Raw genomic sequence first — 15,917 nt, 5'->3', positions numbered from 1 at the left:
AGATCGTTTCGAAATGCGAAACGCTTCGGCAAAAACAGGCCTAAAGGGTCTGATTGCGAAACGATTGGGGCAAAATGAGGCAATCACAACAATGGGTTGTGGCAAGCGCTCGGCGCTGACGTCATGATTTTTTGCAACGTCAAATCGCGAGTCGAGAGCGTCTTAATCGGAAGCGATGGCAGGAGTTGCGTGATCTAGATTTTGTCTTCGAAATCTTTGTGTACGAACTTGGCATCACAGTAGGGGCACTCCACCCAACCATGTTCACCTGGAATTTGCAGCCAAACACGAGGGTGACCTAAGGCGCCTTCACCGCCATCACAGGCGATGCGATAGCTATCTACAATTTTAGTTTCTGGTACGGGCGTTGTCATAGGGTGTGTTCCCTTTATTCGGTCGTCGCGTTAAGTGCGTTATGAGCTAAGCGAGCATAATCGGCAAGAGCGAGTACGAAACCCGTGACACAAGACGCAATCAAGATCGAAGGTCTGCGAAAGACCTATGCGGGCAGCAAGGGTGCAGCACCTAAAGACGCGTTGCGCGGAGTGGATTTAGCTATTCCCAGCGGGTCAATCTTTGGGTTGCTCGGTCCGAATGGAGCGGGCAAGTCAACCTTGATCAATATTCTTGCAGGGTTAGTTCTGAAAACTGCGGGGAAGGTATCCATCTGGGGCTTTGATCAGGACGTGAACCCACGCCAATCACGCGCCTCAATTGGGGTTATGCCGCAAGAGTTGAACCTCGATCCGTTTTTCTCACCGCGCGAAGCCCTTGATGTGCAAGCAGGGCTTTATGGCGTGCCAAAGTCCGAACGCCGTTCTGATGAAATTCTGGAGCTTGTCGGCTTGACGGATAAGGCGAATGCTTATGCACGTACCTTGTCTGGCGGCATGCGTCGCCGTTTGCTTTTGGGTAAAGCGCTGGTGCATCATCCCCATATTCTTGTTCTGGATGAGCCGACCGCAGGTGTTGATATTGAACTCCGTCAAATGCTCTGGGCGAATGTACGCAGACTCAATGAGCAAGGAATGACGATTGTGTTAACAACGCATTATCTCGAAGAAGCTGAGGAAATGTGTGATGAGATTGCGATCATCAATCACGGTCAAGTGGTTGCGCGTGATAGTACGGCGCACTTGTTAGGAAGCATTGATCAAAAGACAATGATTATTGAGCCAGATTCGCCCGTTTCTGCGTTTGCAGTACCTGACGGCATTGATCTCTCGCTAGATCCAAATGGCGCGCTTCGATTGACCTATCGCGCCAGTAAGACCAGCGCCGATGCTGTGCTTGAGGCCGTGCGTTTGGCTGGCGTGACAATCCGCGATGTCCGAACTGAGCAGGCTGACCTCGAAGACGTTTTCTTGGAACTCACGCGCGCGCGCTGAGTTGGCTCTGCCCGTTAATCCGCGAACAGATAGGGCGTATCTGCGATTTGCTGCGCTTTTTCTTGGCTGATACCAAGAAAATCCGCCAAAGGCCCCGCATTGTCCTGAGCCGAGTCGCTTTCCCGGATCGAGAAGAGTGAATCGAAATTCGCGTCGTGCAGGCGGTCTTTCTCGAACGCAATTTCGTTGCGGATCGTCGGCAGCAATCGTTGCAGCGTGTCTTCCGAGGTTTGCTCGCCAGCAAGGCCAATGCGTTTAGAGTGACCGATCAAAAACTCATCGGTGTAATTGCATTCTATCTCGAGAATTCGCGTGCCAGAACGATCCGATCCGAAATCTTCAAGCAAGTAAAAGTTCCCGGGGTCCATGCAAACGATCAATCGGCTGGCTTCGAAGTACTCAAACAGCATCCGCATCAAAGCGCGTCGATGGCGGTGGCGTTTGGACAATGTGCGTTGGATGCCGCCAAGGTCAGGAAGGGGAGTGTCTTCTTCGTTGAAAATATACTCGACGACAGGAATGTTGGTGCCATGCGCTATGCTCTCGACAAGACGTTTGGCGACATGCCACTTTTTGCAAACCACAATGAGCAGTTCACGGTCACGGCCAAGTGTTGCTTCGGTCTCCCAAAACCGCGTCGCAAAACGGCGTCCAATGCGGCCCCGTTCTGTCAAGAATTTGAACAGTCCGGCACCCTCGTTCGAAATTTGGAATACTTGGTCTTCGGCCGCATAGAGGTTGCCTAAGCGTTCTTTAAGCTGCGTTGCTTCCGGGCTGATTTTACGCGCAAAGAGGAAGTCCTGGCTTAGCAATAGATCATAGTGATCATTATAGAACGTCACTGGCATGCCGTAATCGGAGAACATCAAAAACGTCAGCGTGCGAGTTTCGATTTCCTTTTCGGGGACAAGATGACGGACGAGTGTTTGGAAAAACGTTTCATCAGGAATCCAGGTCGTTTTGAAGAACCGCATGACGTCCTTACGCTTGCGGGTGAACTCCAATATCCATTCGATCGTGCGACGCCTCAAACACCACCATTGAGATCCGATCTGTATCTGCAAATCTTTGGGAATCTCGCGGGTGATCCCGAGCTTCTTTTGGATGTTGAATGACGTATAAAACAGCCGTTTTTGTGTGCGTTCGTTGAAGAAGTGCCGATAAATCAACCGTTCTTCCTTGAAGCCTGTTTTGATCCAATCGCTTTCGAAATAGTCAAAACTTTCGATGTAGTCGGTGTCATTGGCATCAAGAAACGCGTGAGCATATTCAGCCGACTTAATCGCCATGCAATCGCCAGACAGCATGTAAAAATGGGTCGCGCGTGGAAAGGCGTCTACCGCTGCTTCAACGGCATAGATCGTGGCCTGAACCAAAGACCAAGCACCCCAGCCGCATTTTATCCGCTTTCGCGAGAATACGACATTTGGGTTATCTTTCAGCGCGGCTTTGATCTGGGCGAAGTGTTCGGGCTTGGCACGCGCATCAAAGTGGATCGCCATATAGTCGCCGACAGCGGTCAATCGTTCCGCTTGATCGATGATCGCTTTGGGATCTTTGTGACACAGGAGGATGAAGGCGATTTTTGCCATTTTGGAAACTGAATACCTTAAACGTGCAGACTGTTTGTAACTTGACTACAGTGTTAAAGAGGAATGTCCCTTGAATAAACAGGCTTTTTTCTGTTTTACATGGGGTAAGTGAATATAAAGTAATCAATTGGCGGCAAGTTGCCGCCGGAGGCAAAAGAATATGGGTTTTCCCGGCACTTGGATGACCGAGAGTGAGAGCGTCGTCTACCGCGTTGTTCCGAAATGCGCCTGCTCGACCATCGGACAGATTATGTATTACTCGGATCATGGCGAGTTTTTCGACGGTGACATCCATGACGCGACTGGCGGCATGCACAAATGGGCGCTCGATGAAAGCCAACCGGTGATCACTGCAAATGTTCAAGCGCATCAGTCATATGCATTTACCTGCGTGCGAAATCCTTACACACGAATTCTGTCGTCCTTCTTTGACAAGATCTGCGGCATCCAGCGCAACGGCAAACGCTATCGCGGCAAGCTTGTTCCACTTTTGACGCAAAAATATGGAATCGAAGTTGGCGGCGAAGATGGCAAACAAGAGTTTGACCAGATCGCCAGTTTTCGCCGTTTCCTTTTGTTCGCACGCGACACCATCCGTTGGCGTCGCCCGATGGACCCAGATATTCACTGGTCGGCTATGTCGGGTCACATCTCAACGTTCATCGTAAACGGTGGGCGCTATGACAAGATTTTCTGGACCGAGCAATTCAACGATGGAATGCAACAGGTTCTCGATAAAATCAATGTACCCAACTCGGTCGATCTTACGGCTATCCCACGTTTCAACGAGAGCGAAGGGCACGGCCCCAAACGCGCGCATCCCGTTGAGGATTACTTCGACGATCTGTCGATGCATCTGGTTTATGAAATCTACAAACGCGATTTCGAACTGTTCAAGTATGATTTCAACGACCCAAGCAACAAGATGCCAATTGCGGAAATTGATCTGGATGAGGTCCACGCCAAGCTGGGTGACTAAACGCACGTGAAAGATGTCGGCGAAATACTCGAGCGCGATTTTCGCTTTGTCGCGCTCGACGTGGAAACGGCGAATGGGGATAGCTCCAGCATCTGCCAAATCGGTATCGCCTGTATCCCTGAGACCGGGCCGAGTGTCACCATATGCGAATATATTGACCCTCAAGCGCCTTTTTCGGCGTTTAATGTTCAACTGCACGGGATCGATGCCGCGCGCGTGCAGGGCGCGCCAATCTTTCCGACGTTTTTTGAGGCGGTTCTCCCACTGCTTGCGCGGCACACGATCGTGCAACATAGCAGTTTCGACAAACGCGCGATTGGCGCTGCCTGCGCAGCTTATGGCCTGGCCGAGCCTGATCTAAACTGGATCGATAGCGTCAAAATTGCGCGTCGCGCTTGGCCTGAATTTCGCGGTAACGGTGGGCATGGGCTTGGCAATTTGAAAGTCGAACTTGGGTTGAATTTCAACCACCACGACGCAGGTGAAGATGCGCTCGCCGCCGCAGAAGTTGTGCTTCTTGCCGAAGAACGCACAGGATTAAGCTTTCAAGAATTGAGCCTGCCATCGCCTAAAAACTACCCCAAAAGCGAGACCCGCACAGGGGACGAAAACGGAGCGTTTTTCGGGCAATCCGTTGTATTTACTGGGCAATTGGAAACACCGCGTCCACATATTGCGGATAACGCTGCTGCACACGGGTTTGCGGTGAAATCCAGTGTTTCGCGGAAAACCGACGTTGTTGTCGTTGGCGGCTATGATCTCGTTTTGCCGTTAGGGCGCAAGAAAAGCGCCAAACATCGCAAGGCGGAAGAACTCGCCGAGACTGGGCATGATATTCAGATACTAGAAGAGCATAGCTTTCTTGTGATGCTGAAGGAATCTACCTAGCCTCGGAAGCGTTGCATTTAGAATATGAAGTCAGCGTTGTTCCATTGCGCGACTGTCATGTCTTCGACGTAAATGATGCCATTACCGCCAATTGCAAACAGGTCAATCATTGAACCTGCGCCGTTTTCCAGAATGGCATTTGCAGCGGTTAGGTCCGCGGTGACGTTCACGGCGAAGCGGCTCAGATCGATCTTGTCCGTGCCGTTGGTGAAATCGGTAATTTCATCATAGCCAGAATTGTTTTTAAACACGAAGACATCGTCGCCGCCGTCTCCAGTCAGCACGTCATCATCGCGCCCGCCAATGATCGTGTCATCGCCCTTGCCGCCGCTCAACGTATCATCGCCTTTTCCACCAACAAGGAAATCAACGCCTTTGTTTCCCTCGATCGTATCGTCGTCGAGATGGCCCTTTATCGTATCGTCACCTTCTTCGCCGAACAGACTGTCATTGCCCTGGCGTCCATGGATAATGTCTGCAGAATCGCCACCGCTGATTTCGTCGTCCATTGACGCGCCATAAAGACTGTCTTCGCCCGTGCCGCCCTGAATAACACCTGTGACCACGCCGTCCCCTTGCCCACGGTAAAGTGTGCCAAAAGCATCTATGGTTAAATCGCCATCAATCGTACCCGAATTGCGGACAATCGTTTCTATGTCGGTAATGCTGACATCGCCAGTTATAGTGCCGGAATTGTTTAGCGTGCTGTTGGCTCCATTCACATTGATACCATCGGAGATCGAGCCAAGGTTTCTAATCATGGCACCGTTGCCGTCAGATTCAATGCCTTGTGTGATTATGCCTTCGTTATGGATGACCGTGTTGTTTCCATTGTTGCTAATACCAAAATGGCCGATGATATTCTGTTTGCCGCCTGAAATACTCCCGTAGTTATAGATCTCGTTTTGATCTGAACTAGCGCTGGTAATGTCGATCCCAACGGATCCGCCAGCGATGGAGCCATAATTCACGATATTACCTATGTCCCCAAAGGAACTCGTTTGGATACCGTAGCGCCAACCAGAAATCGTTCCGTGATTTTCGACGAAATTGTAAGGATCGTCGAACAAAATTCCAATTCCATAGGCGCCATTCGACTCCGTACCGCTGATCGTGCCGTTGTTAACAACGTGAGCGCTGTCGCCGCGTAAATGAAGTCCTGCGGCACCAGAGATGATACCATTGTTCGTCAAGCTTAAGTCGTCGCCATAGGATCGAATCCCGTAGCCGCCGGCACCCGAACCAGTGACGACGCCGAACTGGCTAATAACCACAGAACTTTGGTCGCCGTTGCTTCCGATGTCTATGCCGTCGTCGCCAGTTACATATGAATCGATCACAACTTGGACTTGGCCAATATCGAAATAAATGCCGTCGTCTCCGCTGACGAGAATGCTTCCGCTTCGGGTCACCTGAACAAGATCGTTGCTCACCTATGGGGTTTGCGTAGTGGTCAATACGCTCGTTACGAAAATATCTGCCATTTAATTGTCCTAAAAAACTAAAAAACTGCGTTAAGGTTAACCTAACGCAGTGTTTCAGCCTAGGGCCAATTGTATAAGTATTTCAAGCGCTTAGGAAAGCAATCCCGCTTCGCGGAACAATGCCGAAATATTTGCCTTGGGACGCGGTCCTACATGGCCAATGACTTCGCGCGCGCAAATGCAACCCATGGTACCGCAGGTTTCCAAATCGCGCCCAGTTGCCAAACCAAAAATGAATCCAGCCGCGAATTGATCGCCAGCACCAGTTGCGTCAATTGGAACGATCTTATCGACAGGAACGTTGATGCGTTGCTCGCCGGACAGGATGGAAACACCGTCGCCAGAGCGTGTGCAAACCGCCATTGGGCAAATCGCGGCAAGTTTGCTCAGTGCTTCTTCCAGATCGTCAGTTTCAAAGAGCGATTTCACCTCTTCCTCGTTGCCGATCACGTAATCGAGTTCATTCTCAATCAGGCTAAGGAAATCGGCGCGATGACGTTCGACGCAGAAGGGGTCAGAGATCGCAATGCCCGCTTTACCACCCGCAGCACGGCAAGCGCGCGCTAGTTTGATGAAGGCTTCTTTGCCCTTGTCCTTGTCGAACAGATACCCCTCAAGGAAAACAATCTCCGCATCTGCACCAACCGCTTCGGAGACATCTTCGGGACCGAGTTCCGCAGAAATTCCAAGGTAGGTGTTCATCGAACGCTCACCATCAGGGGAAACAAAGATCATCGAACGCGACGTCGGCAGCTCGCCGCCCTCAACAGGCGCGTTTACGAAATCGGTTCCCTCATCGGTCATCGCTTTGGCGTAGAACTTGCCAAGCGCGTCATCGCTGACGCGGCCAACAAATGCCGTGCGCAGCCCGAGCGAGCCAATGCCAGCGACGGTGTTTGCAACAGAGCCACCCGCCGCCTGCGTGCGATCCGACATAGAGCCATAAAGCACCTCTGCGCGATCCTTTTCGATCAGCTGCATAATGCCTTTTTCAATGCCCATATTGGCCAGAAAGCTGTCATCGCTTTGGGTGATAACGTCCACAACGGCGTTACCGATGCCAACAACTTTGTAAGTCTTCATTTTGTTTTGTCCTCGAATGGGCAGAGATCATTTATGATACAGTTTGTGCACACGGGTTTGCGTGCTTTACAGATGTAGCGGCCATGCAAAATGAGCCAATGATGGGCATGCTGTTGAAAATCGACAGGAATGTGATCCTCAATGGCTCTTTCAACGGCATCAACATCTTTGCCAGGACAAATGCCCGTGCGATTGCCGATGCGAAAGATATGGGTGTCGACCGCTTGGCTCGGATATTGCCACCACATGTTCAGAACCACGTTGGCGGTTTTGCGACCCACGCCGGGTAGCGAGATCAGCGCAGCGCGGCTATTGGGCACTTCGCCGCCGTAGTCATCGACCAGAATTTGGCTCAGCTTAATGACGTTCTTGGCTTTGTTGCGATAAAGGCCGATGGTCTTGATATGTTCGATCACGCCATCCAACCCAAGATCGAGCATCTTTTGCGGAGTATCGGCTATTTTGAATAACTCGGCTGTCGCTTTGTTTACACCTACGTCGGTAGATTGTGCAGATAGCGCCACAGCCACTACCAACGTGTAGGCGTTCACGTGATCCAACTCGCCCTTTGGTTCGGGTTCGGAGGCCTGAAAGCGCGTAAATATCTCGCGGATCGTGTGGTAAGAAAGCTGTTTTGCAGGTTTTGTCATGGGGCAGGGGTATGCCTTTTGTACCGGCGTGCGGCAAGGGGTGCGCTGGGAAATCGCATAACGGGCGTGTTTGAGCAAAAAACGGATCGCTCGAAAGGTGCCTTTTGCCTATGTTACACCAATGAACACACATGTATCTCATGGCCAAGAGGCCAGCTATCATTACAAGCTTATGCGCCGCGCGATTGATCGCTTGGACAACAGCGAAGAGCCTGTCTCGCTCGAAGCGCTTGCTGAAGAAATGCACCTGAGCCCTGCCTATTTACAGCGGCTTTTTTCCAAATGGGTGGGCGTGTCGCCGAAACGGTATCAGCAGTTCCTCGCGCTGGATCACGCGAAAACACTGCTTCGCTCGCATCATTCCACCTTGGAAACGGCGGTGGAAACGGGGCTCTCTGGGGGCGGTCGTTTGCATGATCTGTTTCTTCGTTGGGAAGCGATGAGTCCCGGAAATTACGCCAAAGGTGGCGCAGGCCTGACTATCAAAACAGGTTGGTTCGACAGTCCCTTTGGCCGCGTTTTGGCTATGGGAACTGAAATTGGATTGTGTGGCATGGCCTTTGCAGAAGAAACTGGCGAAGGCACAAGCTATCAAGACATGGCCTCGCGTTGGCCGGCGGCTGAGTTCAATGAAGATGCGGCAGCTTTGACGCCTTGGGTTGAGGCGGCCTTTGGGGGGAGCGGCGAGCAGCGCTTGCATTTGATCGGCGCGCCGTTCCAGATCAAAGTTTGGGAAGCCTTGCTTCAAGTTCCAAGCGGCCATGTCACCACCTACTCGGACATCGCCCGCGCCGTCGGGAGCCCCAAGGCGGTACGCGCGGTCGGCACTGCGGTCGGCAAAAATCCGGTCAGTTGGTTGATCCCGTGCCACCGCGCGCTGCGTAAGTCCGGAGAGCTGGGCGGGTATCACTGGGGCACTCCGATCAAACGCGCGATGCTGGCTTATGAGAGCGCTGAGCGCGAAACTTTGGCGGGGTCGTTGGCGAAATAACGCCGAAATTCCCCGAAAACCTATATTGGGAAACTGATTCGCACCTGCTATGTATGCGGCAGCTCCGAGTAACGGAGAGAGCATACGAGGCATAAAATGAAACGAGTAAACTCCCTTTTCGCGGTTTCTGCCGCATCCTTGCTGGCCCTAACAGCTTGTTCAAACCCAGACACAATGTCTAACAACAACGACTTCCGTAAAACCGGAACGGGCGCTGCTATTGGTGCTGGCGTTGGCGTTTTGGCGGGTTTGGTGACTGGCGATGACGGCAAGGAAAAGAAGCAAAACGCACTTAAAGGCGCTGTCATCGGTGCAGCTGGCGGCGCGGCTATCGGCAATGTTTTGGACAGACAAGCGGCTGATTTGCAAAAAAGTCTTGGCAATGATCGTGTGACCATCACGAACACGGGTGATCGTTTGATCGTCACGCTGCCACAGGACATTCTGTTTGCGTCTGACAGTGCGACGCTCACAGGCGGGTTGCAAAGTGACCTCGTCGCGGTTGCGAACAACCTTCAATCCTATCCAGATTCAACAGTTCAAGTCATCGGCCACACAGATAGCTCTGGCGAAGCGGGCTATAACCAAAGCCTTTCCGTTGATCGTGCAAACGCTGTAACGAATGTTCTGTCAGGTGCAGGTGTTCCTGCTGGACGTTTGCAGGCAATCGGCCGCGGCGAAGATCAACCTGTTGCAAGCAACCTGACCGAAGAAGGCAAGGCGCAGAACCGCCGCGTCGAAATCGTGATTTTGCCAACAAGCTAACGCGCCTTGGCAATTTTGAACAAAAGCCTCGCTTATCTAGCGGGGCTTTACTTTTTTGCACATTGGCTCTGCGCGACTTGCGATTGATGTTGGGCCACGCGCACGGCACGTTGAGCATTGAAATTGCTTTGAAAGGTTACCTTCTATGACTATTCCCAAAATTCTCGGTATGTCCGGCTCGCTTCGTGACGCTTCGTTCAATACTATGTTGCTCAAAGCGGCGATTACGTCTTACGGCGAGGCAGACGCGCAGATCGCAGAACTGAACCTGCCCTTGTTTGATGGCGACTTGGAAGCAAAAGGCATACCTGAAGCGGTTACAAAGCTCGCGTCGCAAATCGCCGAGGCTGATGCAGTGATCATTGCGAACCCTGAATATAACAAAGGTATTTCTGGCGTTCTCAAAAATGCGCTGGATTGGGTAAGCCGCGTTCCAGGTAACGCTTTTCGTGGCAAGCCAACTTTGGTCATTGGCGCCGCAGCAGGACGCACCGGCGGAGAGACTTCTTACTACATGACCCGCAATTGCCTTGCTCCGCTGGGCGCTGCGGTCTTGGCAACGCCAGCGGTTCTGATTGCGGGAGCCCATGGTGAATTTAATGAAGATGGTACGCTGAAAAGCGAAAGGTATCAGGAAAACCTTGATGGCGTGGTCGCAACGCTACGCGATATTGCGACCCGTCGTTAGCGAATGGACGCTTCAGGCTTGAACCCTTCGGGGATTTGATCAATGCCATCAAGAACAAGATCGGCCATGATTTCCGCTAGCTTCGGTGCCATGCCAAAGCCGATCTTGAACCCGCCATTTACGATAAATGCACCCTCGCGCGTAGGATGATGTCCAATCATCGGCGCGCGCGATTTGGCGCGCGGACGCACGCCTGCCCAACGCTCTATCACGGGGGCGTCTTTTAAGACGGGAAAGGCCAAGCGCGCACGGTCAATCACGCTTTCAAGCTGCGCGTCGGTGCTTTCGGGATCATCAAAATCGCGCTCCGTGGTGGATCCGATAGCGATTGTTCCATTTGAGTGCGGGATAATATGCAGCGCGTCTGCGAAAAGCTGCGGCGCATCTCGCCCTGCTGCGAAATCGAGAACCGCGCCTTGCCCTTTGACACCGTTTCCGACGGGTTGATCCATTTCCTCGGCGAGCCTCAGTAGTCCGCGCCACCCTGTCGCTTCGATAACTTTGCCCTCGGGCTTACCGTCTGTTGCGATAGTACACCCCTTTGACTGCAATGCTGCGACAAGGGCCGCGCAGGTCATTCGCGGATGCATTCGCCCGCTTAGCGTATCGAACGCAAGTAGGCCTGTTTCGCTTTTGGGTGCCCAATCGCCAAAACTGTCAGCGGCAACGATGTCAAACCTCGCGCGCCCCTGCCATAACGTTTTTGCATTCTCACTGCGCGCCTCGGCAAACTCCAATGCACGGGTGTCATTCAAGGGCTGCAACCGCCCCGAACGTGCATACCCTGTCGAAAGCCCGCCGGCAGTTTCAACGCCGCGCCAAAAGGGCTCGGCGAGCATCAGGCTTTCAAACTGAAACTGCTTTTTGTCGTTCCAATTTTCAGGTGTGTGGGGGGCCAAGGCACCGACAACGCCGCCGCTGGAGCCAGAGCCGACACCATAGGGATCAATCACTTGCACCTTAGCGCCGCGCACAGCGCAAGCCCAAGCAACACCTAGCCCGAAAATGCCAGCGCCATAGACGGTGATATCTGCCATTGCCATTTGCTCTGCCTCATGTCCAATGCGTTAAACACGCTAGTAAGGCATGAAACTATGAACGACCAGATAGACAGCTTGGATTGGACGGACGAAGGTGTTCCAATTTCTACCCGTTTTGATGATCCGTATTTCTCATTGCAGGATGGGCTGGCTGAAACGCGTCATGTTTTCTTAGCTGGCAACGATCTGCCTGCGCGGTTTGCGCCAGGATTTAGCATCGCCGAGCTTGGGTTTGGCACTGGATTGAACTTGCTAACGGTCTGGCAGGCTTGGCGAGATAGCGGCATTGAAGGGCCGCTTCGGTTCACCAGTTTCGAAGCCTTTCCTCTGGAAATTGATCAAATGCGGACCGCTCTTGCGGCGTTCCCAACGCTTGTAGCGCTATCTGCGGAGCTTTTGGAGAACCTGACGTCGACGGGCGCGCGGCTCGCCGACCTTCATTTTGATCTTATCACGGGGGATGCGCGCGATATGCTTCCTCTTTGGCAAGAAAAAGCAGACGCTTGGTTTCTGGACGGGTTTTCCCCTGCAAAAAATCCGGAGCTTTGGGGGGCTGAGCTGCTGAATGCCGTTGGCGCACATACGAACGCCCAAGGAACCGTCGCAACCTACACTGCAGCGGGTCATGTAAGGCGTTCATTAGAGAGCGCTGGTTTTGACGTTGAGCGAATTTCTGGTTTTGGCCGCAAACGCCACATGAGCGTTGGACGAAAACGCCCATGAGCCAGAACAATGCTCCCCTTGGCATCGGGCTAATGATCGCAACGACCTTTGTCTTTGCGATGCAGGACGGAATTTCGCAGCATCTGGCGCGCGAATACAACGTTATGATGATCGTGATGATCCGGTATTGGTTTTTCGCTGCCTTTGTCATTGCCATTGCGTCGCGTGCAAAGGGGGGATTGCGCAACGCTGTGCGCACCGAACAACCTAAGCTTCAGATTTTCAGGGGCGCATTGCTTTGCGCGGAAATTTGTGTAGCGGTTCAGGGGTTTGTTTATCTCGGGCTAATCGAAAGCCATGCGATCTTTGCCTCTTATCCTTTGATCATCGCCGCGTTGTCAGGCGTTGTTCTTGGCGAGCAAGTCGGCTGGCGCCGCTGGAGCGCAATTGGCGTCGGGTTCATTGGAATGTTGATCATCCTGCAACCGGGGACAGGGGTGTTTTCACCACTGGCGTTGATCCCCTTGATGTCAGCATTGATGTTTGCACTTTATGGGCTTCTAACGCGCTATGTCGCGCGTAAAGACAGCGCCGCGACCAGCTTTTTCTGGACAGGGGCGTCGGGCGCAGTGTTCATGACGCTTGCAGGTTTCGCTTTTTGGGAACCTTTGTCACCGCCGGATTGGCTTTGGATGGCGCTTTTGTGCATGACAGGCGCAGGGGGTCATTTTTTGCTGATCAAAACCTACGAGGTCGCAGAGGCTAGCGCAGTACAACCCTTTGCTTATCTTCAATTGGTCTGGGCCTCCTCCCTTGGGTTCGTGATCTTCGCAGAAGAATTGCGCGCGAACATTGTCATTGGCGCTTCATTGATCGTTTCAGCCGGCGTTTTTGCCTTGTTGCGCGAACGTGCCAAAGCGCGCGCTGTTTGAGGCTTGCACGTTATCCCTGCGCATGATTGCCTGCGCTAAACATCTGATAGGAGAGCCTCACCATGAGCGGAAACTTCGAAGCTAAACTTGCAGAACTGGGCGTCACTTTGCCTGACGCGCCAGCACCTGCCGCCAACTACGTGCCTTTTGTTCAAGTCGGTGATCTTGTTCATGTTTCGGGGCAAATCTCGAACGGTCCTGACGGTTTCATCACAGGCAAGCTCGGCGAAACGATGAGCGCGGAAGAAGGTGCCGCGGCGGCTCGTACCTGCGCAATTTCATTGTTGGCGCAAGCCAAAGCCGCATGCGGCGGTGATCTGGATCGACTCGTCCGCGTCGTGAAGCTGGTTGGCTTTGTGAATTCCACAGCGGACTTCGGTGACCAGCCCAAAGTGGTCAATGGCGCATCCGACTTTATGGTTGAGGCCTTGGGCGACGCTGGGCGTCACGCGCGCTCTGCCGTGTCTGCAGCCTCATTGCCATTCGGTGTTGCGGTTGAAATCGAAGGCATTTTCCAAATCAAATGAACCGTTTAGATCCACAGTTTTTGACGGTGCCACTGACACATCGCGCGTTGCACGATGTGTCCAAAGGGCGTCCTGAGAACAGCCGCGCGGCGATAAATGCCGCGATTGATGCTGGCTATGGTGTTGAAATTGATGTGCAATTATCCTCGGATGACAAGGCGATCGTTTTTCATGATTATGATCTGGCGCGGCTTGCAGAAGCAAAAGGCCCAATTCGTCAACGCACGTCAGATGAGCTAGGTAAAATCCGTCTACGTGGCAATGACGAAAGCATCCCGGGGTTGCCTGAGATACTTTCGCTGGTTTCTGGTCGTGTGCCGTTGCTTATCGAAATTAAGGACCAAGACGGGGCTATGGGGCCGAATGTTGGCTTGCTAGAGCAAGCTGTTGCGCGTGATATTGCTGGCTATAAAGGTGCGCTCGCGGTGATGTCGTTCAACCCGTATTCAGTGAAGCTAATGGGCAAATACGCGCCAGACGTAACGCGCGGGATAGTGACGAGTGACTTTAGATCGAAGTCATGGCTCTATTTACCCAAAGAAACGCGAAAAAGACTGCGGAAAATCCCAGATTTCGATGACATTGGCGCAAGCTTTATTTCACATGGAATTGCTGACCTCACAAGCAAGCATGTGGCCAAATTAAAGAGCCGAGGCGTGGATGTGTTGTGTTGGACGGTCAAAAGCGAACAGCAAGAAAAAGAAGCGCGCAAGGTCGCCGACAACATTACATTCGAGCAATATTTGGCCAAGTTTCCAGACCAATGAGCGACGTTGAAGTCGAAATAAAGGTCATTGGATCGCTCAACGAAGTAGAAGCCGCTGACTGGGATGCCTGCGCTTGCCCCGAAACGGGCGCGGGCGGTGCACCCATAGATCCATTTACAACGCATCGCTTTTTGCTTGCGCTAGAAAACAGCGGATCGGTCGGGCAGGGCACAGGTTGGCAACCCCAGTATCTACTGGCTCAGGCAAATGGCCTTCTGATCGCGGTTGCGCCGCTCTATCTGAAATCCAATTCTCAGGGCGAGTATATTTTCGATCACAATTGGGCGCATGCCTATGAAAACGCGGGTGGGTGTTATTATCCCAAGCTTCAAATCGCGGTGCCCTTTACCCCTGTCACAGGACGGCGTTTGTTGGTTCGGCCAGATTTTGAAGAAACAGGCCAAGCCGCTTTGATCCAAGGTGCTGTGCAACTGGCTGCGAACAATGAGCTGTCTTCTCTTCACATCACGTTTTGCACCGAAGAGGAAATGCGCGCAGGCAGCCAAATGGGATTGATGGCACGCGCCAGTCAGCAGTTTCATTGGATCAACAAAGGGTACACAAGTTTCGACGATTTTCTGATGTCGCTCTCTTCTCGCAAACGAAAGAACATTCGCAAGGAACGCGAGAAAGCCAATTCGTTTGGTGGTGAGGTGCTAAGTCTGACAGGGGAGCAGATCAAACCCGAACATTGGGATGCGTTTTGGCAATTCTATCAGGACACTGGTGCGCGCAAATGGGGCACGCCTTACTTAACGCGTCAATTCTTCGACCTCGTGCAAGACACGATGCGAGATGACGTTGTTCTTTATCTGGCCGAGCGCGATGGTGTCCCCGTTGCAGGCGCTTTGAATTTCATTGGGCGCGATGCTCTTTTTGGGCGGTATTGGGGCTGCACAGAGGATCATCCCTGCCTGCATTTTGAGCTGTGTTATTATCGCGCAATTGATGAAGCAATTGGGCGCGGGCTCAGCCGCGTCGAAGCTGGCGCTCAGGGCGAGCATAAACTCGCGCGTGGGTATCTCCCGGTGACGACGCATTCGTTGCACTGGGTCGGTGACGCTGGGTTTGCAGATGCCATAGCGCGTTATTTGGTGGCCGAGCGCGAAGCCGTGGAACAAGACATCGAAGTGCTCACTGACTACGGTCCATTTAAGCGAAGCCAAGTGAAAGAGCAGGAATGAGCGAGAAGCTATCTGTTGAGACGCGCGCGCCGCTGTTAGAGCCATTGTTTGCCAATGGCTGGTCTATGGTTGATGGGCGTGATGCAATTGAAAAACACTTCAAATTCGCAAATTTCGCGGATGCTTTTGGATGGATGACACGGGCGGCGATTTGGTCGGAAAAGTGGAACCATCATCCTGAATGGTTCAACGTTTACAACAAAGTTCATGTGGTTTTGACCACCCACAGCGTGGATGGCCTAGGCGCGCTAGATGTAAAACTGGCACGCAAGTTTGATAGTCTCTAGCTTGCCGCA

Annotated in this window: 18 protein-coding genes; 12 read left to right on the top strand and 6 right to left on the bottom strand. The window is 52.6% G+C overall.

The annotated features are described in order from the left end of the window. Positions 1-194: 194 nt before the first annotated feature. Complete coding sequence (locus ACRBCU_RS05660; RefSeq protein ID WP_431364402.1) at positions 195-374, bottom strand: zinc-finger domain-containing protein; 180 nt, start codon at positions 372-374, stop codon at positions 195-197. Between the two features lie 84 nt (positions 375-458). Here ACRBCU_RS05660 and ACRBCU_RS05655 point away from each other — a divergent pair, with 84 nt between their 5' ends. Then, positions 459-1,388, top strand: coding sequence for an ABC transporter ATP-binding protein (locus ACRBCU_RS05655; RefSeq protein WP_431364401.1), 930 nt, complete (start codon positions 459-461; stop codon positions 1,386-1,388). A 14-nt stretch (positions 1,389-1,402) separates the two neighbouring features. On the opposite strand, the gene ACRBCU_RS05650 is transcribed toward ACRBCU_RS05655, so the two are convergent. Further along, positions 1,403-2,980, bottom strand: coding sequence for a DUF5928 domain-containing protein (locus ACRBCU_RS05650; RefSeq protein WP_431364400.1), 1,578 nt, complete (start codon positions 2,978-2,980; stop codon positions 1,403-1,405). Between the two features lie 160 nt (positions 2,981-3,140). Here ACRBCU_RS05650 and ACRBCU_RS05645 point away from each other — a divergent pair, with 160 nt between their 5' ends. Both ACRBCU_RS05645 and ACRBCU_RS05640 read left to right on the top strand, forming a co-directional pair. After that, entirely contained in the window at positions 3,141-3,959 is an 819-nt protein-coding gene (locus ACRBCU_RS05645; RefSeq protein WP_431364399.1) for a sulfotransferase family protein, read from the top strand. 6 nt (positions 3,960-3,965) lie between these two features. Further along, positions 3,966-4,847 carry an exonuclease domain-containing protein gene (locus ACRBCU_RS05640; protein WP_431364398.1) on the top strand — a complete coding sequence of 294 codons (882 nt, stop codon included), beginning with the start codon at positions 3,966-3,968 and terminating at the stop codon, positions 4,845-4,847. A gap of 17 nt (positions 4,848-4,864) precedes the next feature. Here ACRBCU_RS05640 and ACRBCU_RS05635 read toward each other — a convergent pair whose 3' ends face one another. The 3 genes from ACRBCU_RS05635 to nth form a co-directional block, all read right to left on the bottom strand. Next, the gene (locus ACRBCU_RS05635) at positions 4,865-6,280 is read right to left on the bottom strand and encodes a calcium-binding protein (protein ID WP_431364397.1); all 1,416 of its coding nucleotides are present in this window, start codon (positions 6,278-6,280) and stop codon (positions 4,865-4,867) included. Between the two features lie 141 nt (positions 6,281-6,421). Continuing rightward, a complete protein-coding gene (locus ACRBCU_RS05630) occupies positions 6,422-7,414 on the bottom strand; it encodes an adenosine kinase (protein ID WP_431364396.1) in 993 nt (330 codons plus the stop codon). Then, positions 7,411-8,064 carry an endonuclease III gene (gene nth, locus ACRBCU_RS05625; protein ID WP_431364395.1) on the bottom strand — a complete coding sequence of 218 codons (654 nt, stop codon included), beginning with the start codon at positions 8,062-8,064 and terminating at the stop codon, positions 7,411-7,413. Before nth ends, ACRBCU_RS05630 begins: the two co-directional genes overlap by 4 nt. Before the next feature lie 121 nt (positions 8,065-8,185). Here nth and ACRBCU_RS05620 point away from each other — a divergent pair, with 121 nt between their 5' ends. From ACRBCU_RS05620 to ACRBCU_RS05610, 3 genes are all read left to right on the top strand, one after another. Further along, on the top strand, positions 8,186-9,055 hold the full coding sequence (locus ACRBCU_RS05620) for a methylated-DNA--[protein]-cysteine S-methyltransferase (protein WP_431364394.1): 870 nt from the start codon (positions 8,186-8,188) through the stop codon (positions 9,053-9,055). Positions 9,056-9,151: 96 nt separating this feature from the next. Then, on the top strand, positions 9,152-9,820 hold the full coding sequence (locus ACRBCU_RS05615) for an OmpA family protein (RefSeq protein WP_431364393.1): 669 nt from the start codon (positions 9,152-9,154) through the stop codon (positions 9,818-9,820). A gap of 145 nt (positions 9,821-9,965) precedes the next feature. Continuing rightward, positions 9,966-10,508 (top strand): NADPH-dependent FMN reductase, encoded by a 543-nt coding sequence (locus tag ACRBCU_RS05610; RefSeq protein ID WP_431364392.1) that lies wholly within the window; start codon positions 9,966-9,968, stop codon positions 10,506-10,508. Here ACRBCU_RS05610 and ACRBCU_RS05605 read toward each other — a convergent pair. Next, positions 10,505-11,551 (bottom strand): NAD(P)/FAD-dependent oxidoreductase, encoded by a 1,047-nt coding sequence (locus ACRBCU_RS05605; RefSeq protein ID WP_431364391.1) that lies wholly within the window; start codon positions 11,549-11,551, stop codon positions 10,505-10,507. The two genes, ACRBCU_RS05610 and ACRBCU_RS05605, sit on opposite strands and share 4 nt — an antisense overlap. Positions 11,552-11,602: 51 nt before the next feature. Here ACRBCU_RS05605 and mnmD point away from each other — a divergent pair, with 51 nt between their 5' ends. From mnmD to ACRBCU_RS05575, 6 genes are all read left to right on the top strand, one after another. Continuing rightward, the gene (gene mnmD / locus ACRBCU_RS05600) at positions 11,603-12,271 is read left to right on the top strand and encodes a tRNA (5-methylaminomethyl-2-thiouridine)(34)-methyltransferase MnmD (protein ID WP_431364390.1); all 669 of its coding nucleotides are present in this window, start codon (positions 11,603-11,605) and stop codon (positions 12,269-12,271) included. After that, entirely contained in the window at positions 12,268-13,143 is an 876-nt protein-coding gene (locus tag ACRBCU_RS05595) for a DMT family transporter (protein ID WP_431364389.1), read from the top strand. Before mnmD ends, ACRBCU_RS05595 begins: the two co-directional genes overlap by 4 nt. A gap of 62 nt (positions 13,144-13,205) precedes the next feature. After that, a complete protein-coding gene (locus tag ACRBCU_RS05590; RefSeq protein WP_431364388.1) occupies positions 13,206-13,670 on the top strand; it encodes a RidA family protein in 465 nt (154 codons plus the stop codon). After that, complete coding sequence (locus ACRBCU_RS05585) at positions 13,667-14,437, top strand: glycerophosphodiester phosphodiesterase family protein (protein ID WP_431364387.1); 771 nt, start codon at positions 13,667-13,669, stop codon at positions 14,435-14,437. The genes ACRBCU_RS05590 and ACRBCU_RS05585 overlap by 4 nt, the downstream gene beginning before the upstream one ends. Further along, entirely contained in the window at positions 14,434-15,621 is a 1,188-nt protein-coding gene (locus ACRBCU_RS05580; protein ID WP_431364386.1) for a GNAT family N-acetyltransferase, read from the top strand. The genes ACRBCU_RS05585 and ACRBCU_RS05580 overlap by 4 nt, the downstream gene beginning before the upstream one ends. After that, positions 15,618-15,908 (top strand): 4a-hydroxytetrahydrobiopterin dehydratase, encoded by a 291-nt coding sequence (locus tag ACRBCU_RS05575; RefSeq protein ID WP_431364385.1) that lies wholly within the window; start codon positions 15,618-15,620, stop codon positions 15,906-15,908. The genes ACRBCU_RS05580 and ACRBCU_RS05575 overlap by 4 nt, the downstream gene beginning before the upstream one ends. Positions 15,909-15,917 lie beyond the last annotated feature (9 nt).

It is taken from the genome of Planktotalea sp. (assembly GCF_050633725.1).
In the GTDB taxonomy this organism is placed as follows: Bacteria; Pseudomonadota; Alphaproteobacteria; order Rhodobacterales; family Rhodobacteraceae; genus Planktotalea.
The sequence above is the reverse complement of the archived record's forward strand: the minus strand, read 5'-3'. Positions and strand labels throughout refer to the sequence as shown.

What these genes read in the sequence shown, in the direction of transcription:
- ACRBCU_RS05660 (WP_431364402.1), bottom strand. Translation starts at nt 374, where the DNA reads ATGACAACGCCCGTACCAGAAACTAAAATTGTAGATAGCTATCGCATC.
- ACRBCU_RS05650 (WP_431364400.1), bottom strand. Translation starts at nt 2,980, where the DNA reads ATGGCAAAAATCGCCTTCATCCTCCTGTGTCACAAAGATCCCAAAGCG.
- ACRBCU_RS05645 (WP_431364399.1), top strand. Translation starts at nt 3,141, where the DNA reads ATGGGTTTTCCCGGCACTTGGATGACCGAGAGTGAGAGCGTCGTCTAC.
- ACRBCU_RS05630 (WP_431364396.1), bottom strand. Translation starts at nt 7,414, where the DNA reads ATGAAGACTTACAAAGTTGTTGGCATCGGTAACGCCGTTGTGGACGTT.
- nth (WP_431364395.1), bottom strand. Translation starts at nt 8,064, where the DNA reads ATGACAAAACCTGCAAAACAGCTTTCTTACCACACGATCCGCGAGATA.
- ACRBCU_RS05620 (WP_431364394.1), top strand. Translation starts at nt 8,186, where the DNA reads ATGAACACACATGTATCTCATGGCCAAGAGGCCAGCTATCATTACAAG.
- ACRBCU_RS05615 (WP_431364393.1), top strand. Translation starts at nt 9,152, where the DNA reads ATGAAACGAGTAAACTCCCTTTTCGCGGTTTCTGCCGCATCCTTGCTG.
- ACRBCU_RS05610 (WP_431364392.1), top strand. Translation starts at nt 9,966, where the DNA reads ATGACTATTCCCAAAATTCTCGGTATGTCCGGCTCGCTTCGTGACGCT.
- ACRBCU_RS05605 (WP_431364391.1), bottom strand. Translation starts at nt 11,551, where the DNA reads ATGGCAATGGCAGATATCACCGTCTATGGCGCTGGCATTTTCGGGCTA.
- mnmD (WP_431364390.1), top strand. Translation starts at nt 11,603, where the DNA reads ATGAACGACCAGATAGACAGCTTGGATTGGACGGACGAAGGTGTTCCA.
- ACRBCU_RS05595 (WP_431364389.1), top strand. Translation starts at nt 12,268, where the DNA reads ATGAGCCAGAACAATGCTCCCCTTGGCATCGGGCTAATGATCGCAACG.
- ACRBCU_RS05590 (WP_431364388.1), top strand. Translation starts at nt 13,206, where the DNA reads ATGAGCGGAAACTTCGAAGCTAAACTTGCAGAACTGGGCGTCACTTTG.
- ACRBCU_RS05585 (WP_431364387.1), top strand. Translation starts at nt 13,667, where the DNA reads ATGAACCGTTTAGATCCACAGTTTTTGACGGTGCCACTGACACATCGC.
- ACRBCU_RS05580 (WP_431364386.1), top strand. Translation starts at nt 14,434, where the DNA reads ATGAGCGACGTTGAAGTCGAAATAAAGGTCATTGGATCGCTCAACGAA.
- ACRBCU_RS05575 (WP_431364385.1), top strand. Translation starts at nt 15,618, where the DNA reads ATGAGCGAGAAGCTATCTGTTGAGACGCGCGCGCCGCTGTTAGAGCCA.